Here is a 26658-nt window from a genome sequence, read left to right on the forward strand (position 1 = left end):
CAGCCTGGCCGGCAAGCCCCACGGCGCGGAACTGCCGGTGTGCTCTGCCCTAGGATAGGAGGGTGCGTAGGGTCTTTGGAATATTTTCGGCTGCAACAGCCATCGTGGTGGCACTGAGCCTCAGTGCCGCGGCCGGAACCGCCGGCTTGGTGATCGTCGTGGGCCAAGGCCTGGATGAACTCATGGCCCATCGCCCGCTGGGCACCCAATGGTATGCCAGCGCCTTCGGCGAACTGCTGATCATGGCGGTTGCCACCTTCTTGATCCCGGTCGTGATCTCGCGCAACAGCCTTGACCTGACCGAGTACCACCGCATGAAGCTGCTCAAGCACTATCTGTCCATCGGCCCGCTGGCGGTGCGCGCCTCCGGCGATGGGGAGCTGCTGCATGCGGCGATGGACTCGGTGGAGCGGTCCGTGAAATACCGTTCCAGCTTCATCGGGCCGGCAATCTCCGCGGTAGCCACCCCGGTATTGATCCTGTGCTTCATCGCCTTTGCCATCGACCCGCTCAGCGCACTGGTACTGCTGGTTCCCACCGCGCTGGTCCCGGTCATCGTCCTGGGCTTCCAGCGGCGCTTCGGCTCCTCGAACGGAGAGTACCGCCGAGCCCAGGGCATCCTCTCGGCGACCTTCCTGGACGCACTGCGCTCGCTGGGCATGCTCAAGCTCAACGGCGGCAGCCGGTGGATGGGATCGCGCATCGAGCAGGCCACCGAACGCGTACGCCAGCAAGTGATGAAACTGCTGGCCCGCAACCAATTGATCTTGCTGGTCATCGATTCCAGCTTCGCCGTGCTGCTGCTCGCCAGTGCCGCCCTGCTGGCCTGGTGGCGCGCCAGCTCCGGGGCCATCACCCCGGGTTCTGCCCTGTCACTGGTGATCCTGAGCTTCCTGATGCTCGCCCCGGTCAACTACGTCGGCAGCTTCTTCTACATCGGGATGACCGGCAAGGCCGCCGAGAAGAAACTGGCCGAAGTCGCCGACATCCCCATGCACCGTTCCATGGCCAATCCGCTACACGTGGACCTGCGCCACCGCGATCTGATCCTGGAAGAAGTCAGCGCCAGCTACGATAGTGGGCACCAAGCGCTGGACAAAATTTCCTGGCATTTCCCGGCCGGTTCGCGTACTGCCATCATCGGCCCCTCGGGCAGCGGCAAGACGACGCTGCTGCGCGTGCTCCAGGGCCAGCTCGAAGCTTCCTCCGGCACCATCCGCGATGCCCGGCAAGCCATGGGCCCGGCAACCTTGAAGGCCAATACCGCCGTAGTGGAACAGCACGCCACGCTCTTCGGCATGAGCCTGCGCGAAAACCTCCTGCTCGGTGCGCCCCGGGCTGCCGACGGCGAACTGCTCCTGGCGCTGCGCCAGGTCGGCATGGGAGCGTGGTTCGAGGCGCAACCCGGGGGATTGGCGCAACGCCTGGGCGAGGGCGGGGCACGGCTTTCTGGCGGCCAGGCCCAGCGCCTGTCGCTGGCCCGCGCCCTGCTGGCACAGCGTCCCGTGCTGCTGCTCGATGAGCCCACCAGCGCCTTGGACGTCCAGACCGAAGCGGACGTGCTGGGGACCCTGCGCTCCTTGGACCGCAGCACCACGGTCATCACCGTCACCCACCGGCTGGGGTTGCTGGCCGACTACGACTATGTTCTGGTCATGGACCACGGACAGCTCATCCAGGCCGGACGCCGTGACGAGCTGCTGGCCGCCGACGGCTATCTCAAGGAAGCCATGGACGGATTCCGCCAACGCGCTGATGCGCTGCATGCCAGTGGCCGGAGCCAGCTGGGGGAGGGGAACTAATGCGCACGCAGAAAATCTCCACTATCAAAACCGTCGCCTGGCTGATTGGCAGCACCAAGGACCTGCTCCCGCCGCTGCTGCTGGCCTGCGTGCTGGCCTGCGCCACTCGCCTGGCTTCGCTGGGGATCTACGCCGTGGCCGGGTTCGGCCTGGCCAAGGCCCTGCACCTGGGCGGTGCGCAGCTGCCTATGGACCTTGGCTGGGGACCGCTGATCGCTGTGGTCATCCTGCTGGGGCTGGTCAAGGGCGCGGTGCGCTACCTGGAGCAGTATGTAGGGCACCGGGTGGCCTTCCTGTCCCTGGCGCGGCTGCGCAACCGCATGTACCAGGCATTTGAACGCCAAGCGCCCTTCGCCGCGGACAGCAAGAATTCCGGCGGCATGCTCGCCAAGGCCACCAGCGACATCGACAAGGTCGAAGTGTTCTTCGCCCACACCCTGCCCCCGGCCGTGGCGGCAGTGGCAGTCAGCGGCCTGGCAACCTGGGGAACCTGGGCGGTATTCGGCATGCAACCGGCCCTCGTGCTGCTCGCCGGCTATGTGCTGATCGGGCTGGCCATCCCGGCCATTGGGGTCGGCGCCCTGCGCCGTACCGCGCGGGCCACCGCCAGTGCTCGCGGCACCCAGAACCAGCTGCTGGCCGACACGCTTGCCGGCATCGACGTGATTCACGGATTCAATGCCGGCAAACCCGTCATGGCGCGGATGCGCGAAAGCCTGCACGAAAGCCGGCAAGCGGCGCGATCGGCCGGAACCCTGGGCGCGGTACGGGCCACGCTGACCCAGCTGGTGGTCTGGGGCAGCCTGCTCGCGCTCTTTGTCCTGCTGGGAACCGCCGGGCAGTTCGGCACGCTGATCGTGCTGTGCTGTGCCCTGGTCCCTTCCTATGAAGCGGTGCGCGCGGTAGACGGGTTCATCCTGGGCCTGCAGGATTCGCTGGCCAGCGCTCGCCGGCTGTACGCCACCGCGATAACCAGCCATCCGGTTTCCGAACCCGCCAACCCGGTTCCCCTTCCTGCTTCCGGCACCTTGCGCGTGGCGGATCTGTCGGTTGACTTCGAGGGCCATCGGGTAGTTCGCGGCGTGGATTTCGAGCTGGAACCAGGCTCCCTGCTCGCACTGGTGGGCGAAAGCGGCTCCGGCAAATCGTCGGTCGCGGCAGCCCTGGTGCGCTCGGTGGAAGCTGCCGGCACCGCCAGCTTCGGCGATGTGCCGCTGGAGGCCGCCAGCTTGGCGCAGCTGCGCACCCGGATCATCCTGGTCTCACAAGAGGCGGTGATGATCCGTGGAACGCTGCGCGAGAACCTCTTGCTGGGTGCGGAAGGGATCAGCGACGCCGAGATGGAGCAGGTCCTCGACGAGCTGGGCATGGGCCCCTGGCTGCGCCAGCAGAAGGCCGGATTGCAGACCCGGTTGGGGGATCGCTTTGCCCGGCTTTCCGGTGGCCAGCGCCAACGCGTGGCCCTGGCCCGGGCGCTGCTGCGCAACCCCGCGGTATTGATCCTCGATGAATCCACTAGCGCCCTGGATGCACGCAGCGAACAGCTGGTCCTGGAAGCAGTGGAACGCCGCCGCGGTGAAGGGATGGCGGTGCTGATGATCAGCCACCGGCTATCGATCCTTGCCCGGGCGCAGAACGTGCTGGTGCTCCATGAAGGAGTGGTGCTGGAACGCGGTGCGGCGCCAGCGCTATTGGCCGATGGGCAATCCTTGTTCTCCCGCATGGCCGTGCGCGAAGCGGACCGGATTTTGCCAAGCTGATCCACGCCCCGCCCAATGGATGGAACTGACAAGGCAGCGGGGAGGTACTAGGCTCGCATCATGATGCGAATAGTGGTTCTCCTGTTCCTGGCTGTCCTATTCACTGGCTTCGTGGTGACCGCAATCCTTGCCGGCACCTCCGGGGAATGGGTGTGGTGGATCCTCGTCGTGCTCACCGGTTTGCTGGTGCTTCTGGGCATCAGGGACCTGCTGCAAAAGAAGCATGCGATCCTGCGCAATTTCCCGATTGTCGGGCACGCCCGCTACCTCTTCGAATTCATCCGCCCCGAGATCCAGCAGTATTTCATTGAGCGCAATACCGATGGCCGTCCTTTCAACCGCGACACCCGCTCTCTGATCTACGCGCGGGCCAAGGGCGCCGATAGCCATAAGGCTTTCGGCACGGAGCTGAATGTCAATGAAGTCGGCCACGAATACCTGCTGCATTCGGCAGCTCCGGTAGCCCCGGTAGCATCGCAGCACCGCGTACGGGTGGGGTCCAGCCAGTGCTCGCAGCCCTATGAGATTTCGCTGATGAATATCTCCTCGATGAGCTTCGGCTCGCTTTCTGCCAACGCCGTGCTGGCGATGAACAAGGGCGCCGCGATGGGAGAATTCGTCCATGAAACCGGTGAGGGCGGGCTGACCAAGTACCACCTGGAATACGGGGCCGACTTGTTCTGGGAAATCGGTTCAGGCTACTTCGGCTGCCGTACCGAGCAGGGCCGCTTCAACCCCGAAACCTTCGCTGCCAAGGCGAACCATGAAAAAGTCAAGGGCATCACCATCAAGCTCTCCCAGGGCGCCAAGCCCGGGCTCGGCGGCGTGCTGCCGGCTGCCAAGGTCACCGCGGAAATCTCCGAGGCCCGCGATGTCCCGATGGGCGTGGACTGCATTTCACCGGCCAGTCACGCAGAATTCTCCACCCCGCGCGAATTGATGCACTTCGTAGCGAAGCTTCGCGACCTCTCCGGTGGCAAGCCAGTGGGCATCAAGTTCTGCGTTGGTTCCCGCACCGACGTCATGGCCCTGTGCAAGGGCATGCTGGAAACCGGCATCCTGGTGGACTTCATCACCATTGATGGCGCTGAAGGCGGCACCGGAGCTGCGCCGCTGGAATACGAGGACCATGTTGGCGCCCCGCTGACCGAAGGCTTGATGCTGGTGCACAACACCTTGGTGGGTGCCGGACTGCGCGACGAAATCCGCCTCGCCGCGGCAGGCAAGGTCGCCAACGGCTCCGACATCATCAAGCGGCTGATCCAGGGAGCGGATTTCACCTTCTCGGCGCGTTCCATGATGATGGCCACCGGCTGCATCCAGGCCCAGCAGTGCCACACCAACCACTGCCCCGTAGGCGTAGCCACGCAGAACAAGCGCCTGATGCGTGCCCTGGATGTGGAGGACAAGGGCCACCGCGTCTACAACTACCATCGCTTGACCGTCACCGAATGCGCGCAGATCATGGCATCGATGGGACTGACCAGCCCGGAGCAGCTGAACACCCGGATGCTGCGCCGCCGGGTGAACCTGCAGTCCACTCGCTCCTACGCTTCGCTGTTCCAGTGGTTGCGTCCCGGCGAACTGCTCGAGGATATTCCAGGTTCCTGGATGGAAGACTGGGATGAAGCAGACGCGGACCACTTCGGCGAGCATGCACCGCTGGCCTACACCGCGCCCAAGAGCGTGGATATCACCCCATCGGTGGTTCGCGAACCAGCCGATGCAGTGAACGCACCGCGCATCGAGCCCAGGGATTCAGCCAAGGTGCGCCCGGTGCATGCAGATGTCACCCGGCCAGAAGGCAAGCCGGGAGCTGACAGCTAGCCTTCCGAATCAGCAGCCAGAGACCGCAACGCCTCGTGGTCCACTTCCTCCAGCGAAGCCGGAATCCACGTGGGGTTGCGGTCTTTGTCGATGACCTGGGCACGGATGCCCTCGGCAAGATCGGCACGGTGCATCAGGTAGCGAGCCAGGCGCAGTTCGCGGTCCAAGGCCGAACGCAGGTCCTCCTCCTCACGTGCAGCCCGCACGTTGTAGAACGCGCTGGCCACGCTGGTCGGGGAATTCGCTGCCAGCATCTGCGCGGCACGCTGCGCCGAAGGATGGACCATCTGCTCCAAGCGTGCCAAGACTTCCTGCGGGGTGGCGGCACTGAAAGCATGATCGATCCAGCCGCGGTCCAGTTCCAAGGCGAAGGACTCGGGCGCACCGTGCATGACCTCGATAGCAGCCGCGATCTCTCCGGCATTCAGCCCCGCGAACTCATCGAGCTCATCGAGGATGTTCTGGGCGAAGTCCTCGGTGACAACGGCATCGGCAAAACCGAGAAGTACGGCATCGGCACCGGTGAAGGACTGCGCACTCATTGCAAAGAACTCGCCGAAGTGGCCCGGCGCGCTGGCCAGCAGGTGGCTGCCTCCCACATCCGGGGTGTAGCCGATCTTCGCTTCGGGCATTCCCATGGTGGCGTTCGCGGTCACCAGGCGCACCGGTGCGTGCGAGGCCAGGCCGATGCCCCCACCCATGGTGATGCCATGGGCCAAGCTGATCAGGGGCTTGGGATAGGTGGAGATCAGGTAATCCAGTTCGAATTCTCTCGCGAGCAGATCGACGAAGTCCTGATGGCGTCCGGTGGTGACTGCTGCGTGGAAATCGGCGATATCTCCTCCGGCACAGAAGGCGCGTTCGCCGCGGCCGGTGAGCAGCACCAGCGAAATCGACGGGTCCACGGCCCACGCACGCAGCACCCGGCCCAGCTCAATGAGCATTTCCAGGGTCAACGCATTGAGCTTGCTGGCACGGTTCAGCTCGATGTGGCCGATTGGTCCATGCACGGCCGAGATGACTACGCCATCGCTGGAAGATGCAGGGGTCTGGTTCTCCACCGGGACATTCCTCTTTCTTGGGACGGATGCAGGCACCAGTGGCGCCGCGGCGCAACGAATCAGCGGGAGAGCACCTGGGCGAGCCGGTCCAATACCAGCGCGGCCTTCGGCTTCTTGGAATTCTCCGGTTTCAACGCGAAGATGGAGCGGGCCAGGCGAATCTCGGGGGCATCAACTATGCGGATGCCTTCCGGAGCGTTGGCCATGGCCAGATCGGGAACCAGGGCGGCGCCCAGTCCCGAGGAAACCAGGCTCAGCGACGCATTGAAGTCGTCGCAGTAGGCAGCCACCTGCGGGTGGATGTTGTAGGAAGAGAACAAGCGCGAAATCAAGGTGGCATCCGAGGTGCCCGGGTGGTGGAAGATCCATGGCCATTCGGCCAACTGGTCCACGGTCAGCTGGGCGTCTTCAGCGATGGGCCAGGACGCCGGGATCACTACCCGGAACTGGTCATCGCCCAACCAGGTGCGCTCCAGGGACGCTGGCCACGACAGTCCGCCGGGTCCCACCTGGAAGATCAGTGCGAGGTCGAGGTCGCCGCCGGTGCCAAGGCCTGCGACAGTTTGCTGGGGTTCGCCGATCCACAGGCGCAGGTTGATGCCCAAGGAGGACCAATCCGGTGCCTTGAGGATTTGCGGCAGCGCGTAGGTCGCCAGCGAGGGGAAGATGCCAAGCTTGATTTCCTCAAGGTCGGTAGCTTCGGTGGAGATGGTGGCGACGTCTGCCATGAGGGCGTCGAGGTCGGTGAGCACCCGTTTGGCATGGCGCACCATGCGCAGGGCGCCTGGCGTCGGGGTGATGGAGCGTGCGCCGCGCAGGAACAGCGTGGTACCGGTGCTTCGCTCCAACGCTGTCATCTGCTGGGAGACAGCGCTGGCCGTGTAGCCCAAGCGGGTTGCGGCCGTGGCAAAGGAACGATGCGCCACCACTTCGAGCAATGTGCGCAGATGAACTGGATTAATCACTTCTAAAGTCTATGGCCTTTAGCCAAAGATTTGCTTAGCCCACGGCCTAGAGTTCGTCCTCAAGGTCAACAAGCTCTGTGCTTTCCTCGTCGTCGTCATCGTCTGCGGCGAATTCGTTGTCGAGCTGGTCTTCGGTTTCCAGGTCATCGTCGTAGAGGTAATTGCGCTGTGCCAGCGGGTCGAGGTTGCGCATGGTTTCCGGCATGTCGCTTGAGCCCTCATAAGCCTGGGAATCGCGTCCGTCATCCGGTTCGTAGATGTCGTTGCCGAACTCCGGCGCAAATTCTGTGGTGTCGAAATCCTTCGTCATTGCGTACTCCTTCGTCGAATACGAGGGATCCGCCGGAAGCCGGGGATTTACCTCGTGACTTCTCGTATCACCAGAGTAGGACGCTGCTTCGGGAAACGAAAGACTTGTTTTCTGCAGCTGACAGTGAATGACTTCTCAGTGGTCATGTTCGACATAGTGCTCCAGCAGGGGAGCGGCACGGTAGGCCAGGTGCGTATGGAGCGCGAAGGTTGTCTCCGAACGGGTGACGCCCTTGACGCGCAGGATCTGGCGCAGTGCTGATTGCAGCTGGTGGGTGTCGGTGGCGATGAGCCGCACCCAGAGATCTCCACGTCCGGAGGTCTCGTGGATTTCCAGCACGCTGGGGATCTGGCGCAGCGCGGTGACCACGGTATCCAGATCGCGGTGGTTCACTTCCAACGTCACGAAGGCCAGGACGTCGTAGCCGAGCTTGCTCAGATCGATGTCGCGGCCGCCGTCGCGGAGGATTTCGGCGCGCTGCAAACGGCGCAATCGCGACTGCGCTGTGTTGCGCGCAACACCGACCTCATCTGCGAGTTCAGAGATTTGGATGCGGGGATCCTTGATCAGTGCGAGCAGCACTTTCAGGTCTACATCGTCTAATCGCACTATATGCTCACTCCGGGTTATCTGCGGGGATAAAATTTTGAACAATCTGCTCAAATGCTAGCAAGAAATCTCTCTCGTTGCTTTCAGCAGGCGGATATTAGTGAGTGAACGCTCTGTTGTAGTAGACAAACGCAAGCAGAACGCTCAACTAACCGGTGGGGCAGCGAGTGGCCCCACCGGTAAAAACTCTTTCTGGGCATTCTTCGTGCCCAGCTGGTCTGGACTACTTTGATCCCGGGAGTGAATTTGTCGGTTATCAGCGAGCTGCGCATGCAGCCAATGAACCATCGCGTACTCTCCTGGAACCCCGGGCTGACCGCTCGACTGGTGATCACCGTGTCCGTCAGCTTCCTGCTGCTGGTCGGAGCCAACCTGGCCACCCCGCTGTATCCGGCACTCCAATCCGAATTGCACCTTGGCGCCATGGGAACCACCGTGGCCTTTGCCAGCTACGTCTGTTCGCTGATGCTCTTCCTTTCCACCGTGGGGCATTGGTCGGATCATATCGGACGCCGTGCGGCGCTGGTGATCGCGGTCGTTGTTTCCTTCGCTGGAACCCTGGTCTTCGGATCGGCCGGCAACCTTCTGGAACTGTGCCTTGGCCGTGGTTTGCAGGGCGCCGGTGTCGCGCTGGCTACCGGTGCTAGCGCCGCGGCCCTGCGTGAACTTCTTCCTGCGCGGCCTGAGTGGGCTTCGCGCTTCACCCTCTTGGCCTCATCGGGCGGTGTCGCCTTCGGACCGGTCTTGGGCGGGCTGCTGGCTCATCTGCCTGGCGGGCGCACTACCGTGTTCATGGTGCAGGCGTTCTTGCTGCTGCTGGTCCTGGTCCCATTGAGCACCCTGCAGGCCCGTCCGGCCATTGCGCTGGCTGAGCGCGGACAGCGAAGCAAGGCCCTGGCCCCACGCCGCTTGGGCGTCCCCAGCTCGGCCCGGGCACCGTTCTGGCTCGCTGCCCTCGTTGGCTTCTTGAGCTTCGCCATCTTCGGCTTCGTGCTGTCCTTGGCACCTGGCTACTTCGCCCAGGCCTTTGGCCTGGATTCGGTGCTGGTCATTGGCCTGATTGCCGGCCTGCCATTGGGCATATCCGCCCTGTCGCAGCTGGTCGTGCGCGGCGGCAAGGCCTTGCTGCCTATCGGTCTGGGATTGATGGCGGCCTCCACCGTAGTGCTGGCCGTAGCTGCCGAGCATCGCCAGCTGCCATGGGCCATCGCGGCATTGGTATTCGTGGGCCTGGGCCAGGGCATGGCCTTCCGCACTGCCTTCGCTCAAGCGGTGGACGCGGTCAACGACAAGCAGCACGCCCAAACCGTGTCCACCATATACCTGGTGACGTACCTGGGCAGTGCTGTTCCAGTCATCGCGCTGGGCTGGGCCGTCGGGGTCTTCGGGCAGCAGCAGAGCATCCTGGTCTTCTCCATCGGCTGCGCCGTGGTGGCGGCAGTGCTAGCCGTCTGGGCACTGGCAGGACTGCGCAAAGCACGCTAGAACCGGGCGAACTGTGGAGGCATGACTAGTCCCCTTCCAGCGCCTGCTAGCCGCGGCGCTCAGTGGGCCGTGGCTGCACGCATCTACATTCCTGCACTGTGGCTCGGCCTGATCATCGGCATTTCATTCATCGAGGCACCACTGAAATTCACCGCACCCGGAATCACCATTCCCTTGGGTCTGGGCATTGGACGCCGCGTCTTCTTCGCAATGAACATGGTCGAGATCATCTTCTTCATTGCCCTGGTGGCCGGGTCGGCCAAGCGCGCTGCCGGCAAGGCCTGGGGCTGGGGCGTAGGGCTGGTCGGCCTATTGCTGCTGATTAAAACCGCAGCGATCCGCCCGGGCCTCTCTGCGCGTACCGATGCGGTGCTTGCAGGAGTCTCCGATGGCGGATCGCTATGGCATTACGCCTATATTGGCGTGGAATTCTGCTTGACCCTCGCTCTGGTTGCGCTGCTGCTGATGGCAGCCAAGCGCTGGATCAGAATTACCGGGCGCTAGCCAGCTGGCAGGCCTCGGCGGTAATCATCACCGATTCGAGTCGAGCGTGCTCCTCGGTGGGGTAATGGATGGTGATCAGTTCATCTGCCTGCGCTGCCGAAGCGAAGTGGCGCAGGTATTCGGCAACCTGTTCTCCGGTGCCCACCGCGGTGTAGCGCATCATGTCCAGAATCTGCTGCGCCTGCGGAGTATCCATGAGCATATCGATCTCAGCTTCGGTGAATTCCTTCTTCGCGGAACGGCCGATGAAGCTTGCCACGCGATGGCGCTTGGCAACGTCCAGCAGTTCATGCGCTCGTTCAGCCGTTTCCGCAGCCAGCACGCCTACGCCGGCAATGACATACGGCTCAGCCAGTTGCTCTGAGGGGGTGAACTCCTCGCGGTAGATGCGGATCGCTTCATGCAGCGCAGCCGGTGCGAAATGCGAGGCGAAGGAATACGGCAGTCCCAGCTGGGCGGCGAGCTTGGCACCGAAGAGCGATGAGCCCAGGATGTACAGCGGAACGTTGGTTCCTGCTCCCGGGGTCGCCTGAACGGTATGAACCCTGGATTCGCCGGCGAGATAGGCCTGCAGCTCCAGCACATCGTGCGGGAAGGAATCGGCGGCCGACGGGTCGCGGCGCAAGGCACGCAGGGTGGTCATGTCGGTACCCGGTGCACGGCCCAAGCCCAAATCGATGCGGTCGCCGTAGATTTCGGCCAACGTGCCGAACTGCTCGGCGATCACCAGAGGGGAGTGGTTCGGAAGCATGATGCCGCCCGAGCCGAGGCGAATCTTCTCGGTGTGGTGGGCTATGTGGCTGATCAGCAACGAGGTCGCGCTGGAAGCAATGGTGGGCATATTGTGGTGTTCCGCGTACCAGACGCGTTCATACCCATGGCGTTCTGCAGTTTGCGCCAAGCGGACGGAGGACTTGAAAGAGTCGGAAATAGTTGTTCCGGGTTCAACCGGAGCAAGATCCAGAATAGATAGCTTCACACTGGGTACAACCGGTGGCGTACGGGAAGTATTCCAGTAATTTCGGCCTCAAACGCAAGGAACGGCTATCCGCAGTGCGGATAGCCGTTCCTTGGCTAAGTCTGGCGTTAGCGCCAAAGACCTTCTTTAGAGAGCGCGAATGTCTGCAGCCTGCAGACCCTTTGGACCCTCAACAACTTCGAACTCCACCTTCTGGCCCTCGTCCAGGGTGCGGAAACCCTGGGTCTGGATTGCAGAGAAGTGTGCAAAGACGTCTGGATCGCCGCTGTCTGGAGCGATGAAGCCGAAGCCCTTTTCAGCGTTGAACCACTTGACGATTCCGGTTGCCATTTTCTTATTTGGTCCTTTCAGACGTTTCTCGCCGGTTTAGTTGGCGAGCTTGGTTGTAATCTGCGCATCCTCCGAATTCCAGGATGGAGAACGGATAATGCGAAGCAGCCAAGTCATTCACTTCACGTCTAGAAGGGGGCTCGCGTCAACCGAGGTGGTACGACATTCACAAACTTCTAACGGGTACTTCGCGAATTACTTTGGAACTACATTGCCTAGCCTACGTGTTTGGTGACGACAAATGAATAACTTTGAACCAATTAATCAGAAATTTGGTTAAGCGGTGAGCCGAGTTCACCGAAATGCCGGTTTGATGACGCGGAATACGACCACGGCAGCGATCAGGGACAACGCCGCGGCGATGCCGGATGTCAGCAGGACTCCGTGGTCGAAGGCCATGGCTGCGGAGCCCAGCAGAGCTTGCGCATCGGCGGCGCTCAAATCGGCGGCGACCTGGTGCGCTCCGCCCAAAGTCTCGCCGGCAGTTTGCAGCTGGGCATCGGTCAGCGAGCCGGGCGCGAGCAACCGCGAGGTGTAGACCGTATTCAGGATGGTACCCAGCACTGCAATGCCCAGTACCGAGCCCACTTCGTAGGCGGTTTCCGAGATCGCCGATGCCGCGCCGGCCTTGGAAGCGGGTACTGCGGAGAGCACCATGTCATTGGACAAGGTCTCGGTCATGCCGATTCCCGTACCCAAGACAGCAAACGCGGTCATGAGCAGGAAGGAATTGGATCCCTCCCCGGCCAAGATCACCAGCAGGTAGGCGACCGCGGAGAGGATCAGGCCGATGGCCATGATGTTCGGCGTGCCGAAACGGCGCGAGAGCGCCACCGAGAGCAATCCGAAGCCCATGGTCAGCACCAGGCCCGGGGTCATCCACAGTCCCGCCACCAGCGGGGAGAATCCTGCAATGAGCTGCAGATGCTGGGAGACGAAGTAGATGAAGCCCACCAGCGAGAAGATGCCAATCAGGTTGACCATCAACGCGCCAGAGAACAGTGCGTTGCTGAACAAGCGGACATCGAGCATCGGCTGTTCGGCCTTGAGCTGCCGGCGTACGAAAGCTGCACCGCAGACAATGGCCAGGACGATGGCCGCGGCCGAGAAGTACCACGGGGCAGTTACCGCAGTCTTGATGGCGTAGACAAAAGGCAGGAGGGTGAAGACCACCAGCAGGATCGAGAACGGATCCACGCGGCCCGGGTTCGGGTCCTTGGATTCGGGGACAAGGATCATGCCGCCGATCAGCAGGGGCAGGAGCATTGGCACGGCCATCAGGAAGACCGAGCCCCACCAGAAGTGCTCGAGCAGCACGCCGCCGACAATGGGGCCAAGCACAGCACCGCCGGAGAAGGCCGCCGCCCACACCGCAATGGCGGTTCGGCGTTCGGTATCATCCGGGAAGATGTTGCGGATCAAGGACAACGTGGCCGGCATGAGCATTGCGCCGAAGACGCCAAGCAGGGCACGGGCTGCCACCAGCTGGGTGGCATCCGTGGCGAAGGCGGCGAGGGCGGAAACCAGTGCGAAGCCGGTCGCGCCGATCAGCAGCAGCTTGCGCCGGCCGACGCGGTCGCCCAGTGATCCCATGGGGACCAGCAGCCCGGCCAGGATCAGCGGGTAGATATCGATAATCCACAGCAGCTGGTTCCCCGAGGGAGACAGGGCTCCGGTGATTGCCGGGACCGCGAAGGAGAGCACGGTGTTGTCGACGGAAATGAGCAGGACAGGGAACAGCAGGACCACCAGTGCCGCCCAACGGCGCGGCTTGCTGAGCACTGTAACGCGTTCGGAGATATTCGAGGTCATGACGTTCGCCCTTGGATAGGTAGTGGAATGCGCGGAGATTTGCCCGCAATTGTTAACTGTACCGTCTAGACGGTATAGTTACAATTGTTGGTAAAGTCAGATCGATCACGAACTACACCTTGGAACGGAGAACTATGGCTCGCCCACCTGCTGCCCGCGGCAAAGTGCTTGACGCCTATATCGCGCTCTTGTGCGAAGAGGGGGAGCGGGCAGCCACGCTGGATGCCACGGCCGCACGCGCCGGGGTCTCCAAGGGCGGGCTGCTCTACCACTTCGCCTCCAAGGATGCGCTGGCGGACGCGGTCATCGAGGCCGCGGAGGAACATGTTGCCCGTGATGTCGAGGGGATGCGCACCTCAGCGGAAGGGGCGTCCGTTTATTACGTGCGCACCAGCGCGGAAGTCGATACCGAATTGGATCGGCACTTGGTGGCCCTGCAACGCCTGGCCCAGGCCGGGGTCAAAGCCGCGACGGAAAAAATCGAGAGCACCAATGAGCGCTGGTACCGGTGCATTCTGGATGAAGTCGGCAGCAAGGACATCGCGCATCTGGTGATGCTCGCCGGCGAGGGGCTCTACGCGAATCTGGCCCTGCCTGGGACATGGTACGAGCGCAATTTTGATGGCGAGCTCAATCGCTTACTAGAGTTGGTCTCGAGAATAAAAAAGTTGGGAAACCTCAACGAATAGCGAGCAGGTAGAAATCAATGAAGAACAAGAGCGTTGCTTCTCCAATCAGAGGACGAGTTGGAGCGCTGCTTGGCATCCTGCTGCTGGCACTGTCCCTGCGCGCCGCAGTGGTGTCAGTATCCCCATTGCTCTCCCGCATTGAAGCGGATATCGCGTTCACCGAGTTCACCACCGGCCTGCTGGCAATGCTCGCGCCCATTGCTTTCGCAGTCTTCGGACTGCTCACTCCGCGGCTGATCAAGGCTTTCGGCCTGGAAAAAACCCTGATGATCTCGCTGGGCCTAGCTGTCATCGGCCAGGTAGCGCGGATCTTCATGCCCGAGGTCTATTCCTTCCTCGCCCTGTCCATCATCACCTTGGCTGGCTACGGCATGGGCAATGTGGTGCTGCCGCCGTTGGTCAAGAAGTACTTCCCTGACCGTATCGGCATGGTCACCAGCGGATATGTCACGATGCTGGCCATCGGCACCTGGATGGCCCCTCAGTTCTCTGTTCCACTGGCCAATCTCAGCGACTGGAAGATCTCCATTGGTTCCTGGGCCGCCCTGTCGGGCATCGTGCTGGTGCCATGGCTGGTGCAGCTGCTTGCCGACCGCGGGACACAGCGCCCGGATAATCCCGTCCACGCCAGCGGGCATCCGCAACCTATCGCTAAGATCAACCCCTGGAAGTCCAAAGTGGCTTGGGGCCTGGCAATCTTCCTGGCCGGCAACTCGGCGCAGACCTACGTCTACTTCACCTGGCTTCCGCCCTACCTGCAGAACCGCGGCCTCGACGAAATGGCAGCTGGCAACATGCTGGCGCTCTTCGCGATCCTCGGCCTGCCGGTCAGCCTGCTGGTTCCGCTCTGGGTGCCTCGGCTGAAGCACCCGATCATTGCAGTCCTGGTCTTCACCTCGTGCTGGATTGCCGGGCACCTTGGCATCTACCTGTCGCCAACGCAGAACACTGCGTTGTGGATCTGCCTGGCCGGCCTCGGGCAGGGCACCTTCGCCATTGCACTGCTGATGATGAACCTGCGCTCGCGCACAACCTACGGTTCAGGCGTGCTTTCGGGCTTCGCCCAGGGCCTTGGCTATGCCGGTGCCGCGGTGGTTCCCATGCTCTTCGGCGTGGTGCAGAAAGCCACCGATTCATGGGGCGCGGCCTTCTCGATGCTCGGCGGCTGCGTCATCGTGATGCTGGTCGGCGCGATCATCATCAACCCGCCGCGCACCATCGAAGATGATTCGCCAGGCACCGAGGACCTGGGCAAGCTCGAGCGCATCGACTAGAAGTGGCGCTGCGGACCTTCGCTGGACGGTGGCGTGGGGCGGGAGCGATGCCAATGGCCCGCGGCCAACGGGACCGACCAGCCGAAGCGGATGGAAGCCACGCGGATGGCAAAAGCCAAGGCGGCAATGCCGGCGCCCACCGGAACGTTCATCAGCCCCAGATGCCAGGCCACGGCGGTGAGCGCGGCACCCACCATGGCGGCCAACGCGTAGATATCGCGCGGGTTGAACAAATCAGGGGTGACGTTGGAAATGACATCGCGCATCAAGCCGCCGCCCACGCTGGTGATGACACCAAGCAGGACCGCGGTGACCGGATTGAAGTCGTGTTCCAGGGCCTTGAGCGTACCGGTGACGCAGAACAGGCCCAGGCCTGCCGCGTCGAATAGCTGGACCAGGCGGTGCAGCTTCTGCACCGCGGGGGTAAACGCGTAGACGCACAGCGCCGCGAGCACCGGAGGCACAAAGTAGACCGGATGCGCGAAAGTCGCCGGGGACTGATTGAGAATCAAATCCCGCACCACTCCGCCGCCCAGACCGCAGACCCCGCCGAGGAAGGCCGAACCGAGCAGATCGAAGCCACGGCGCGCGGCCATCAATGAACCCGCGACGGCGAAGAAGAAAATGCCAATGAGCTCGATCAGGATGTACATTCCGGGCCTTTTGCAGGTCAATCAGTGGGTCAAGGCTCAATTATTGCTCACCGGCGATCTCAGCCAAGAATCTTGGCGAGCTTGACCAGGGTGTTGTGGTTACGGGTCGTCACAATGCGTTGCTTTGCCTGTGCGGCCATGAGCTTCCCGATGGGATTCGCGGTGCTTTCGCCCTTGCGGACAATCCACGCTACGGCACGGCCCTGGACCAGGTAGGCTCCTGGCTCAGCGAGTCCCTGGATAGCGGCGCCCACCGCTCGGGCATCCGCAGCCGATTCGCAGAGCGTGAAGTAGCCATGGTGTTCGCTGGCCGGATCAGGCAAGGGCAGCGGGAAGGGCTGGGACAGCTGCTGGATTTCCGCGACGGTGCAGACAAGCGTGGGAATCGGCCGCTGGTAGTGCCCGGCCAGAACCGCATTGCAGTGCTCCTGGACTTCCAACGGATCAGAACTGGATGCGCTGAGCACCGCATTGCCGCTGGCCAAAAGGGTTTTCACGTCGGTGAAACCAGCAGCGAGAAGCAGCTGGGCCAGGTCCTTCATCAGGACCTTGACCCCACCGACATTCACCCCGCGCAGGAATACGGCGTATCTAGTCATGGATCAATCCAAGCGCATCGGATTGATGCTTGTCGAGGGTCGTTATGAGTCATAAAGATCGCTAGGATCAAGAATATGCCTACGCACTTACCCTTTGGATCATGGCCATCATCGATTTCCGCGCATGACGTCGCTGCCGGAACCAAGCCGCTGGGCGGAGCCTGCTTCTTCTCGGACAAGCTCATTGTCCAGGAAGGCCGTCCTGCCGAAGGCGGGCGCATCACGCTGATGGAGTACGGCACCGACGGCACTGCCGGTGCAGAGCTCATCCAGGCACCATTCAACGTGCGCTCCCGGGTCCACGAATACGGTGGCTCCAGCTGGATGCTCATCGAGGGCGGCACCTCGGCAATTGTTTTTGCGGACTTCGCTGACCAGCGGGTTTACCGGCAAACCGTAGGGGAGCACGATGCCGCGGCCCTGACCCCCGCCAGCGGAGTCGACGCAGACCCGCAGCTGCGCTTCGCCGAATTCACCCCTGGTCCAGAAGGCAGCATCCTGGCCATCATGGAAGACCTGCGGGCAGAACCGGTACGCCACATCGTGCAAATTCCCCTGGACGGCAGCGCAGCCGAGGACCCGGGCAAGATCCGCATCCTCAGCGCCCCGGCGAGATTCGTTGCAGCGCCACGGCTGAACCCCGCGGGAACCCGGCTGTCCTGGATCAGCTGGGAACATCCGAATATGCCGTGGGACTCCACCGAGCTGCACCTGGCTGACTTCACCGAAGAAGGCGTACTGGAGGACACCGTCATTGCCGGTGGAGCAGAAGTCTCGGTCATGCAGCCGGAATGGCTCGATGATGACCAGTTGGCTTTCATCTCCGATGCCAGTGGCTGGTGGAACCCCTACCTCTACCAGGACAGCTCGGCACGCACCACCCGGCTGGTTGACCGTGCCGCAGAATTCGCCGGCCCGCTCTGGCAGGTGGGCACGCGATGGTACCTGGCAGAAAGCGCCCGCACCCTGCTGTGCTCCTACGGCACCGGCACCACCAAGCTGGCACGCTTGCACGCGGACACCGGGGGATTGGAAGACCTCGCGCTGCCATTCACCGGCATCCGCCCGTTCGCGCTGCGTGACGGGTGGCTGCTCGCCGGCACGTCCTCGATGACCCAGGGCGAAGAAATTACCTTGATCAACCTCGAGACCTTGGAACACCACCCGGTGACCCGTGCGATTGCGCAGTTGCCGGATCCAGCGGTGCTTCCGGAGGTTGAAGAGTTCGAGTGCAAGAACCTCGCCGGCCAGTCCGTCCACGCGTTGCTCTACCGGCCTTCCCAGGAAGGCTACGCAGGGATGGAGGGCGAACTGCCGCCCTTCGTCACCTTCGTGCACGGAGGCCCGACCAGCCAGGCTTCCCCGACGCTCAGTGCCACGGTTGCCTATTACACCTCGCGCGGGATCGGGGTAGTCGACGTGAACTACGGCGGCTCCACCGGCTATGGCCGCGAATACCGCAACCGCCTGCGCGGCTCCTGGGGCGTAGTCGATGTTGCCGATACCGTCGCGGTGGTCAACGCGCTGGTAGCGCAGGGCATTGCCGACCCCGCACGCATCGGCATCGAAGGCGGCAGCGCCGGCGGGTGGACCGTGCTGTGCGCGCTGACCTTCTCCAATGCCTTCACCGCGGGCATCAGCCGCTACGGTGTTTCGGATCTGGTGGGCCTGGTGCAGGACACCCACGACTTCGAATCGCAGTACATGTTCACGTTGGTCGGACCGTACCCGGAAGCTGCCGATCTGTACGAGAAGCGCGCGCCAATCAATCACGTGGCGAAGATTTCCTGCCCCGTATTGCTGTTGCAGGGGGATGAAGACAAGGTGGTGCCGCCGGCGCAGTCCCAGATCGTGGCGGACGCGCTGGCCGAACGCGGCATTGCCCATGCCTACATTCTCTTCGAAGGAGAACAGCACGGGTTCAGGAAGTCGGAGAACATCATCAAGGCGTTGGAAAGCTCATTGGCCTTCTACGCGCAGATCTTCGAATTCCAGTCGGACGTTCCGGCGATCGTGCTGTCCTAGGACAGATCAGGACCTGGATCCGGGGGCTGCCAGGAATCCCGCAAGCGATCCATTTCGCGGCGGTCCTTCTTGGTGGGCCGGCCGGCGCCGCGTTCGCGGATCGGCACCTGGGGAATGACCAGGCGTTCGCGCGGCGGGGTGTGGTCGATGTAGCATTTTGCGGCAACTGGCGCGCCGACGCGCTTGGAAATCAGCCCGCTGACTTCCAGCTCGCGGTCGAAACCGTCTTTGCGCACACGGATGCGATCACCGGAGACAACGGTTTGCGACGCCTTCACCGGATCGCCGTTCAAGCGAACATGTCCGGCACGGCAGGCAGTGGTCGCGGACGAACGGGTCTTGTAGATGCGCACTGACCACAGCCACGCATCGAGACGTACTTTGCCGCTTCTTGGAATTTCGACCATGGGAAAATTCTAGATCAGCAGATGGCTAGTGCCGCTGAAGCTGCTAAACCGTAGCCTCGTCGCAAATCCCGATCAGGCGCTGCTGCAGCGCTTCGGGTGCTTGGTCTCCTGAATTGGCGAGCTCCTGGAGCACATCGACCAAGTCTTGCGGCAGGCCACCGCCCTGGACCGACTTCACAATGGACGAGAGGACACGAAGTTCGCTAGCGTCAATGGTGCCGTCCTGTACCGGTGCGCAGGCCTGGCGCACGATTTCCTTGGACGCTGCATCGGTCAGCTGGTTAGCCGCGTCGGCCGCGGTGTCTTCAACAAATGCGCATCCGGAGCTCAATAGAGCCATACACGAAATCGCAACGAGCGCTGTTGCCTTTCGAACTTTCTCAATCCCCATAACAATAAATCATAGCCATGGAGATTGAGTTTCTGCTGAATGCCAACCGAGTTGATCATCTGAAGATCGGATGGCATGATGCACAATGGATCGGTGACTAGCGAGCAGAAGAACACCGCAAATGACAGCGCAACGGGGCAGCAAATCATTGCCCAACTGGCCCGGGAACTCTCCGAGGAATCCGCGGTAGCCCCCTGGCAGGTCAAGGCAGCGATCGAGCTCCTGGACTCCGGATCCACCGTTCCCTTTATTGCCCGTTACCGCAAAGAGGTTACCGGCATGCTCAGCGACAGCCAGCTGCGCCTGCTCGAAGAACGGTTGCGCTACCTGCGTGAATTGGAAGACCGCCGCGCAGCTGTACTGGAAGCCATCGCCGAAGCCGGCAAGCTGACCGACCAGCTTGCCGAGGCGATTCGCGCCGCCAGCACCAAGGCGGAACTCGAAGACCTGTACCTGCCATTCAAATCCAAGCGCCGCACCAAGGCCCAGATTGCCCGCGAGGCTGGCCTGGAAGCCTTGGCCGATCTGCTGCTCGCGGACCCAATGACGGATCCGGTGCAGGCGGCTGCCGACTACCTGAACCCGGATGCAGGATTTGCCACCGACGCAGATGCGCTTTCCGGCGCGCGTTCCATCCTGACCGAGCGCGTATCCCAGGATGTCGTTCTCGCCGGTGAACTGCGCGAACGCCTGTGGAACACCGGCAAGATCGGTGCCAGCGTCGCCTCGGGCGCCACCGCAGAGGGCCAGGGAAAGTACTCCGATTATCTGGACTATGTGGCACCACTTGATCGCTTGCCATCGCACCGGGTCCTGGCACTGTTGCGCGGTGAACGCGAAGGCGTGCTGAATCTGCAGCTCGCTGAAGCTGATCCACGCGACGAACAGGCCTTGGACGAAGCGCGCAGTGCCTACGAGAACGCTATCGCCTCCTCCCTGGGGCTGAACGTTCCCACCGGTGCGCCTGCTGCCAAATGGATTGCGCAGACCGTGCGTTTGGCGTGGAAAGCCCGCCTGCTGACCCGCTTTGAATCCGACCTGCGCTCACGCCTGTTCGAAGCCGCTGAAGATGAATCGGTGAAGATTTTCGCGGCGAACTTGCGCGATGTGCTGCTGGCGGCGCCGGCCGGCAACAAGGCCGTGCTGGGCTTGGACCCGGGCCTGCGCACCGGTGTGAAGGTTGCAGTGGTGGACCTGACCGGCCAATCGGTGGAAACGGCAACGATCTATCCCCATGCGCCAGCCAATAAATGGAATGAATCCATCGCGGTACTGGCCAAGCTAGCCCAGAAGCACGGCACCACGCTGATTGCGGTAGGCAACGGCACAGCGGGGCGCGAAACAGACCGTCTGGCTGCCGAGGTCATCAAGGTGCTTGGCGGCGCGGGCGTCAGCAAGGTCATCGTCTCGGAAGCCGGCGCTTCGGTCTACTCGGCCTCCGAACTGGCCAGCCAGGAACTGCCGGATATGGATGTGTCGCTGCGCGGCGCGGTATCGATCGCCCGCCGCTTGCAGGACCCGCTGGCCGAGCTGGTGAAGATCGATCCGAAGTCCATCGGCGTGGGCCAATACCAGCATGATGTCACTGCCTCGAAGCTGGACCGCGCGCTGGATGCGGTGGTCGAGGACTGCGTGAATGCCGTAGGCGTCGACGTGAATACCGCATCCCCTGCCTTGCTGGCCCGGGTAGCCGGCGTGGGACCGCTGTTGAGCCGCAACATCGTGGATCACCGTAACGCCAACGGCCCTTTCGCCACCCGCAAGGATCTGCTGAAGGTACCGCGTCTGGGAGCCAAGGCCTTTGAACAGTGCGCGGGCTTCTTGCGCATTACCGGCGGCAAGGAGAAACTCGATGCTTCCTCGGTGCACCCCGAAGCTTATGTTCTGGCCAAGACCCTGCAGAGCAGCGCGGAGGCGCAGGGCCGCCGGCTTGAAGAGCTGAACCCGCAGGACTTCGCCACGGACCAGTTTGGCGAGCCAACCATTCGTGACGTGATTGCCGAGTTGCGCCGTCCTGCCCGCGACCCCCGTGGCGAATTCGTGACGGCCACGCTCAAGGAAGGCGTTGAGACCATCAAGGACGTCAAGCCGGGGATGATCATGGAAGGCACCGTCTCCAACGTTGCCGCCTTCGGTGCGTTCGTGGACCTGGGCGTCCACCAGGACGGCCTGATCCACGTCTCGGCCATGAGCAGCAAGTTCATTTCGGACCCTCGCGAAGTGGTCAGTTCCGGCCAGATTGTCAAGGTCAAGGTGCTGGAAGTGGATACCGTGCGCAAGCGCATTTCGCTGACTCTGCGACTGGATGACGAACTGCCTGCTGCTGGCGCGGAGGCCAGGAACTCCGGACCAGGCGAACGCAAGGGACCGGGAGCTGGCCGTTCGGCGCGCTCGGGCCAGAACCGCACTGGGCAGAACCGCAAGGCCCAGCCCGCGCAGGGCAAACCGGCTGCACCGGGCAACACCGCGATGGCCGAGGCGCTGCGCAGAGCAGGACTGGGCAAGTAGGTTAGCATCGTATCGGCATGCCTAAGTTAGGTTAGTATCGGCTACATTAACTCGATCCCAACTTGGGATGATTCCCTAATTCAGGTTTGACTAAGTGAGTCCGAACTTCGGTGACAAGGTGGCAAAACAGGTTTAGTCTGATGACATGGAACTTACAGGAAAACTGGCAGAAGCCTTCAGCACCCAGGTAACTCTCGAACTAACCGCAGCAACGGTTTACCGTCAGCTGGCAGTTGAAATGGACGTATTGAGCCTTCCCGGCATTGCTGGCTGGTTCCGCGCCCAGGCCGGCGAGGAAATCGTGCACGCGGAAAAGTTCATGACCCACATGACCGACCGCTCGGCCCACCCGAAGATTGGCGAGCAGCCTGCCCCGACTGTGAACGTGAACAGCGTTGCAGATGCCTTCGCGGCTTCCTTGGCCCACGAGCAGAAGGTCTCCGGAGCGATTCGCGAGCTGTACCGTTTGGCGCAGACCGAGGGCGACATCGACTCCCTGCCGCTGCTGCACTGGTTCATCGATGAGCAGGTTGAAGAGGAAGCCACCGTTGGTGAAATCCTGGATCGAGTCAGGATGATCGGCAACGATGGAAGCGGTCTGCTGCGACTGGATGCAGAGCTCGGCTCGCGTTCTTCCTCATCCTAAGAGGCGGCGAAGCACGCATCTTCTAAAAATGGAATAAACTTAGGGAAGCAACCGGTGGTTGCTTCCCTAAGTTTTTTCATTTGAGGTGGTTGTGAACCAGGTGGGCTATCCACATCAGTCGGCTCGGACGTCGTCCATTGCCAATACCCACCGGACGACTGCCTCGCTCAAGCTGCGCAAGGGCGCCGGCCGCCACTACGTAGTGCAGAGCCATTTGGAGCAAGGCACAGAGCTGGTCCTGATTGAGGTCAACGGCTCGTGGGCGCATGTTCTCGTGCACCAGATCTACGGTTGGCTGCCGAATATCTATCTTGAAGCGATCCCGGCGGTCTTTGACGAGCCGGTAGTCGCCGAAGACGATGACGAGCTGGCCGAGCCAGTTCTTTCACGCTATTCATTGATCGAAGCCACCCATGCTACGACGGCAACGTTGAATCTGCGCAAGGGAAGCGGCACTGGGTATCCGGTGCTCAAGGTCATTGACCAGGGGTCCAAGGTCCGCTCGATGCTCCAGCAGGGATTGTGGTCCCAGGTACAGTGCGGCAAATTGCTGGGCTGGGTTCCCAGCATGTACCTGCAGGAGATTCCCTCCCGTCCAGCCAAGGGCGGGCTGATCGCCGTCCCCAACCAGCGGGCACTGACCACCATCGGATTGAACGCGAGACGCGGTCCTGGCGACCATTACTCGCTAGTGCGGATTCTTCCGGCCGACACGGCCGTGGTCATCGTCGCGCGCCAGGGCGCGTGGCGGCAGATTGACCGTGACGGCGAAGAAATGTGGATCCCTGCCAGCCAGCTTCGTACGGTGTACTGACCAGATTCGATTCTGTTTCAGGCGATCTGCAGATCCGCAGACGAAACCAATCCGGATTCTGTCGCCACTACTGCCAGCTGCACACGATTGGTGACGCTCAGTTCCTCCATGATGCGCGCCAAGTGGAGCTTCACCGAGCCCTCGGAGATGTGCGCGATGCGGGCGATCTGGGAATTGGTGAGCCCGGCCGCGACGAGGCGCACCAGACTGCGATCGCGTTCGCTGAGCTTGCGCACGACGGATTGCTGGCCTGAGCGGCGCACGATTTTCGCGGTCGATTCCCAGCCGTCCGACGGCTGGGCAAAAAGTTGGTAGCCTGCAGCGAGCATGCGCAATGCGCTGGGCAGTTCCGAGCTGATGGAGCTTTTCGAGATCAGTCCCGAGCTGCCAGCATCGTAGGCCTTGGAGATATCGTCCCGCTGGTATCGGGCAGCCAACACCACGATCTTGGTATTCGGTGCACTCTCGGAGATTTCCCGAATCGAGCAATACAGATCCGTCCCATTCAGCGACGATTCCAGGATGACGAGGTCCGGCTCCAACTCGGTTGCAGCTTGAACGGCCTCGGACATGCAATCCGAAACATGCTCGATCACCATGTCGCTGGCCTCGGCTAAGACTCCAGCAATCCCGGCCCGTGAGAAATGGTCACTATCAGCCAGATGAATGCGGATGTGCGACATACAAGAATCCTCCATCACTACGAACTGGTGTTGTCCTGGCCAATCCTTCCTAACCCGTTCTGCGGTGGGGAAAGCTAGCAGGTGATTCACAGTCTATGGCCAACTAGTCAAATCCCTTGGCTTGACAGATAGCATTGCGAGGTTGTTGTCATATTGTTACATCACTGTTTGGGTAAATTTTCAGGTCAACTGTTGTAAGTGCATTATTTTCTCTAATGGTAAGAAGTTAAATTACCGCTCAGTATTACCTGCTGGCCATCGATTCTGGCCGCGTGGCTAAGAAATTTGACCTGAGTATGCAAAGAAATGGCTGAAAGAAACCTGTGAGTCAGGGTTCATCAACCGTAGAGTCAAACGTGGGCTTTTACGAGTTTCCTGATCACAACCATCTTTTGGAGGATAGTGGTGCAAGCAAATAATTTGTCACCTAAGAATGGCAAGAAACCGCGTGCCGCACGCCGAGTTCTTGCCGGTGCAGTCGTTGCCAGTCTTTTCGTGGCTCCTACGGTAACTGCCGCTTTTGCGGCTCCTGACGATCTGTCGGAAGCATTCGGCAAGGTCATTAACGTCGACGGCTTGACCCTAGACGTGGCCGATGCTGGTTACTCCTACTCGGCAAACCCAAGTTCGCCTGATGCTCAGGAGAACCCGCTGAACCTTGCATTGCTTAACGAATCACTAGGCATCGACCTGGGTTCCCTTAGCCTGCCGGTCATCGGCGATGATGGAACTGGCCTCATTCAGCTGGGACAGGCTGGCCTGTTGTCCTCGTACGCAATCGCGGACACCGCTACCCACGCCAAGGCTTCTGCAGGCGTCTTGGGTGGCGACGGTGCCTTGGCGGTTGACGGCAATACCGCAGAACTAGCTTCGATCGACCTGACTAAGCTGTTCAACCAGGTTGGTGTAGCCGGCTTGACTAATGAAGTCCTCGATGTTGCTAAGCTCCAGTTGGGCGCACTTGGCTCCACCACCGAGCGCACCGACGGCGCTGACCCTACTCACGAATACAAGGTCGCTTCCGCGACTGTAGACCTGCGTAGCCCGCTGATTTCCCAGCTGAGTTCAGACTTGACCACCACTACCACCGCTCTCGGCACTGCGCTGGATGGGGTTGTTGGAGACGGCGGCTTGACCGATACGATCAGCAGCTCGCTGAACGCTGTCAATATAAATCTCCTCCTTGCACAGATTGGCCTGTCGAACTCCAACCTGGTTGTCAATGGCTTGGATGACGTAACCGGCACCCTTAGCACCGTACTTGCTCAGGAGCTGGTTTCTGACACCGGCGCGGTTTCGCTGAACTTGGGCGAAGGTACCGTAAACATTGATCTGTCCAAGATCATTACCGGTGGCCTGAACGACCAGCCTGCAAACACGCCGCTGCTGGACGACGCAACCGCAGCGCTCATTACCGCTGAACTGACCGGATTGCTGAACGAAGTCACCACCAACCTCACTGATGCCGTTAACGAAATCCTTGCTGAAGCAAGCTTCACCCTGACCGCAGATGTCAATGCTGTGGTGCTCGGTGCTGATCTCGTTACAGGTGGCGTTGATATCGGTGGTTCGTTGAGCGACCTGCTCAACGGCAACACTGATGCCTTCACTCTTGCAAATGACCTGACCCTCCTGCCAGGTCTCGGTGGCATCAACCTTGGATCGCTGCTCGACAGCGTTCTTGAACTGGTTCTTGGCGTGACCGGCCCAGCTTTCCAGGGAGTAAACGCACTGCTTGATGGCTACCCAGAAGGCATCCAAGCACTTGTCACTGAAGTTGTCGCGCCAGTAGTCAATGGTGCAGTCGAGCCGCTTCTTGAAGAGGTTCTGGAAATCACCATCAACGAACAGGGCACCGTAGCTTCGACTGAAGTGACTGTTCCTGCTACGACTGCCAACGTTGCTGCTCCGGCTGCTGCGCAGGTTGTAGATCCAGCTGTAGACGGTGAACTGAACTACGTAACCGCTCTCGCAATCGATGTTCTGCCGGTCCTTGGTACAGCAGCTGTTGGCGTTGACCTAGGCACCTCAGCAGTTCGTGCAGCAGCTGAAGCGCCGGCAGTAGCCGATGTCGATATCCTGACTCCTGCCGACGGCGATGAACTTCCTGTTGGCCCCGTTGAGGTAACGGGTACCGGTGAGGCTGGCACCGAGGTAACTGTCTCGATTCCGGGCCAAGATGATCAGGTGACCACTGTTGACGGAGACGGAAACTGGTCTGTCACGTTCCCTAACGTGCCAGCCGGTGACCACACAGCTACTGCAACGGACGAGAACGAATCAACCGATTCCGTGAGCTTCGTGGTAGTTGAGAACAGTGATGAGAATACTGCAGATAACACGGACGCGAACACCGATGTGAACACTGCGGATAACGCTGATGCGAACACCGATGCCAACACGGATGCGAATACTGACGCGAACACCGATGCGAACACCGATGTGAACACTGCGGATAACGCTGATGCGAACACCGATGCCAACACGGATGCGAATACTGACGCGAACACCGATGCGAACACCGA

General features: G+C 61.5%; 24 protein-coding genes. 12 read left to right on the forward strand and 12 right to left on the reverse strand.

What is annotated here, in order from left to right; all coding sequences use genetic code 11:
- Positions 1 to 62 precede the first annotated feature (62 nt).
- Genes ACIOTN_RS09145 through ACIOTN_RS09155 form a run of 3 tightly spaced genes read left to right on the forward strand, consistent with a single transcriptional unit; the run spans position 63 to position 5389 of the window.
- A complete protein-coding gene (locus ACIOTN_RS09145; protein WP_402735199.1) occupies positions 63 to 1802 on the forward strand; it encodes an ABC transporter ATP-binding protein/permease in 1740 nt (579 codons plus the stop codon).
- Entirely contained in the window at positions 1802 to 3562 is a 1761-nt protein-coding gene (locus ACIOTN_RS09150; protein WP_402735200.1) for an amino acid ABC transporter ATP-binding/permease protein, read from the forward strand. The genes ACIOTN_RS09145 and ACIOTN_RS09150 overlap by 1 nt, the downstream gene beginning before the upstream one ends.
- Before the next feature lie 60 nt (positions 3563 to 3622).
- Positions 3623 to 5389 (forward strand): FMN-binding glutamate synthase family protein, encoded by a 1767-nt coding sequence (locus tag ACIOTN_RS09155; protein WP_332594918.1) that lies wholly within the window; start codon positions 3623 to 3625, stop codon positions 5387 to 5389.
- On the opposite strand, the gene ACIOTN_RS09160 is transcribed toward ACIOTN_RS09155, so the two are convergent.
- From ACIOTN_RS09160 to ACIOTN_RS09175, 4 genes are all read right to left on the reverse strand, one after another.
- Positions 5386 to 6450 (reverse strand): enoyl-CoA hydratase/isomerase family protein, encoded by a 1065-nt coding sequence (locus ACIOTN_RS09160; protein WP_105658863.1) that lies wholly within the window; start codon positions 6448 to 6450, stop codon positions 5386 to 5388. The genes ACIOTN_RS09155 and ACIOTN_RS09160 overlap by 4 nt on opposite strands.
- A 59-nt stretch (positions 6451 to 6509) precedes the next feature.
- Positions 6510 to 7415, reverse strand: coding sequence for a LysR family transcriptional regulator (locus ACIOTN_RS09165; protein WP_105658862.1), 906 nt, complete (start codon positions 7413 to 7415; stop codon positions 6510 to 6512).
- A 46-nt stretch (positions 7416 to 7461) separates the two neighbouring features.
- Positions 7462 to 7725, reverse strand: coding sequence for a hypothetical protein (locus ACIOTN_RS09170; RefSeq protein WP_105658861.1), 264 nt, complete (start codon positions 7723 to 7725; stop codon positions 7462 to 7464).
- Positions 7726 to 7860: 135 nt separating this feature from the next.
- Positions 7861 to 8334 (reverse strand): Lrp/AsnC family transcriptional regulator, encoded by a 474-nt coding sequence (locus ACIOTN_RS09175; RefSeq protein ID WP_181148946.1) that lies wholly within the window; start codon positions 8332 to 8334, stop codon positions 7861 to 7863.
- A gap of 240 nt (positions 8335 to 8574) precedes the next feature.
- Between ACIOTN_RS09175 and ACIOTN_RS09180 the strand changes: the two genes are divergently transcribed.
- A complete protein-coding gene (locus ACIOTN_RS09180; protein WP_286134382.1) occupies positions 8575 to 9819 on the forward strand; it encodes an MFS transporter in 1245 nt (414 codons plus the stop codon).
- A 21-nt stretch (positions 9820 to 9840) separates the two neighbouring features.
- Complete coding sequence (locus ACIOTN_RS09185; RefSeq protein ID WP_105658860.1) at positions 9841 to 10323, forward strand: hypothetical protein; 483 nt, start codon at positions 9841 to 9843, stop codon at positions 10321 to 10323.
- Here ACIOTN_RS09185 and ACIOTN_RS09190 read toward each other — a convergent pair.
- The 3 genes from ACIOTN_RS09190 to ACIOTN_RS09200 form a co-directional block, all read right to left on the reverse strand.
- Positions 10310 to 11302, reverse strand: a complete 993-nt coding sequence (locus tag ACIOTN_RS09190; protein ID WP_402735201.1) for an LLM class flavin-dependent oxidoreductase — start codon at positions 11300 to 11302, stop codon at positions 10310 to 10312. The two genes, ACIOTN_RS09185 and ACIOTN_RS09190, sit on opposite strands and share 14 nt — an antisense overlap.
- A gap of 126 nt (positions 11303 to 11428) precedes the next feature.
- On the reverse strand, positions 11429 to 11632 hold the full coding sequence (locus ACIOTN_RS09195) for a cold-shock protein (protein WP_013349999.1): 204 nt from the start codon (positions 11630 to 11632) through the stop codon (positions 11429 to 11431).
- A 294-nt stretch (positions 11633 to 11926) separates the two neighbouring features.
- Positions 11927 to 13444, reverse strand: a complete 1518-nt coding sequence (locus ACIOTN_RS09200; protein WP_105658858.1) for an MFS transporter — start codon at positions 13442 to 13444, stop codon at positions 11927 to 11929.
- Between the two features lie 134 nt (positions 13445 to 13578).
- Here ACIOTN_RS09200 and ACIOTN_RS09205 point away from each other — a divergent pair, with 134 nt between their 5' ends.
- A complete protein-coding gene (locus ACIOTN_RS09205) occupies positions 13579 to 14133 on the forward strand; it encodes a TetR/AcrR family transcriptional regulator (RefSeq protein WP_105658857.1) in 555 nt (184 codons plus the stop codon).
- A gap of 17 nt (positions 14134 to 14150) precedes the next feature.
- On the forward strand, positions 14151 to 15407 hold the full coding sequence (locus tag ACIOTN_RS09210; RefSeq protein WP_105658856.1) for a CynX/NimT family MFS transporter: 1257 nt from the start codon (positions 14151 to 14153) through the stop codon (positions 15405 to 15407).
- Here ACIOTN_RS09210 and ACIOTN_RS09215 read toward each other — a convergent pair.
- Together ACIOTN_RS09215 and ACIOTN_RS09220 are read right to left on the reverse strand one after the other, a co-directional pair.
- Complete coding sequence (locus ACIOTN_RS09215) at positions 15404 to 16060, reverse strand: trimeric intracellular cation channel family protein (protein WP_105658855.1); 657 nt, start codon at positions 16058 to 16060, stop codon at positions 15404 to 15406. The genes ACIOTN_RS09210 and ACIOTN_RS09215 overlap by 4 nt on opposite strands.
- A 59-nt stretch (positions 16061 to 16119) precedes the next feature.
- On the reverse strand, positions 16120 to 16659 hold the full coding sequence (locus ACIOTN_RS09220) for a DUF1697 domain-containing protein (RefSeq protein WP_105658854.1): 540 nt from the start codon (positions 16657 to 16659) through the stop codon (positions 16120 to 16122).
- Positions 16660 to 16734: 75 nt separating this feature from the next.
- On the opposite strand from ACIOTN_RS09220, the gene ACIOTN_RS09225 reads away from it, so the two are divergent.
- A complete protein-coding gene (locus ACIOTN_RS09225; RefSeq protein ID WP_105658853.1) occupies positions 16735 to 18684 on the forward strand; it encodes a prolyl oligopeptidase family serine peptidase in 1950 nt (649 codons plus the stop codon).
- Here ACIOTN_RS09225 and ACIOTN_RS09230 read toward each other — a convergent pair.
- A complete protein-coding gene (locus ACIOTN_RS09230) occupies positions 18681 to 19091 on the reverse strand; it encodes an RNA-binding S4 domain-containing protein (protein WP_105658852.1) in 411 nt (136 codons plus the stop codon). The genes ACIOTN_RS09225 and ACIOTN_RS09230 overlap by 4 nt on opposite strands.
- 43 nt (positions 19092 to 19134) lie before the next feature.
- Positions 19135 to 19431, reverse strand: a complete 297-nt coding sequence (locus ACIOTN_RS09235) for a hypothetical protein (RefSeq protein WP_286134381.1) — start codon at positions 19429 to 19431, stop codon at positions 19135 to 19137.
- Positions 19432 to 19560: 129 nt separating this feature from the next.
- Here ACIOTN_RS09235 and ACIOTN_RS09240 point away from each other — a divergent pair, with 129 nt between their 5' ends.
- From ACIOTN_RS09240 to ACIOTN_RS09250, 3 genes are all read left to right on the forward strand, one after another.
- A complete protein-coding gene (locus tag ACIOTN_RS09240; protein WP_402735208.1) occupies positions 19561 to 21990 on the forward strand; it encodes a Tex family protein in 2430 nt (809 codons plus the stop codon).
- Between the two features lie 145 nt (positions 21991 to 22135).
- On the forward strand, positions 22136 to 22636 hold the full coding sequence (locus tag ACIOTN_RS09245; RefSeq protein WP_105658849.1) for a ferritin: 501 nt from the start codon (positions 22136 to 22138) through the stop codon (positions 22634 to 22636).
- A 100-nt stretch (positions 22637 to 22736) separates the two neighbouring features.
- Entirely contained in the window at positions 22737 to 23450 is a 714-nt protein-coding gene (locus ACIOTN_RS09250; RefSeq protein WP_146112337.1) for an SH3 domain-containing protein, read from the forward strand.
- Positions 23451 to 23467: 17 nt separating this feature from the next.
- On the opposite strand, the gene ACIOTN_RS09255 is transcribed toward ACIOTN_RS09250, so the two are convergent.
- Positions 23468 to 24133, reverse strand: coding sequence for a response regulator transcription factor (locus ACIOTN_RS09255; RefSeq protein ID WP_181148945.1), 666 nt, complete (start codon positions 24131 to 24133; stop codon positions 23468 to 23470).
- Positions 24134 to 24553: 420 nt separating this feature from the next.
- Between ACIOTN_RS09255 and ACIOTN_RS09260 the strand changes: the two genes are divergently transcribed.
- A partial coding sequence (locus tag ACIOTN_RS09260; RefSeq protein ID WP_402735202.1) for a choice-of-anchor G family protein occupies positions 24554 to 26658 on the forward strand: 2105 nt, incomplete at its 3' end.

The organism is Glutamicibacter sp. NPDC087661 (assembly GCF_044743275.1).
Taxonomy (GTDB): Bacteria; Actinomycetota; Actinomycetes; order Actinomycetales; family Micrococcaceae; genus Glutamicibacter.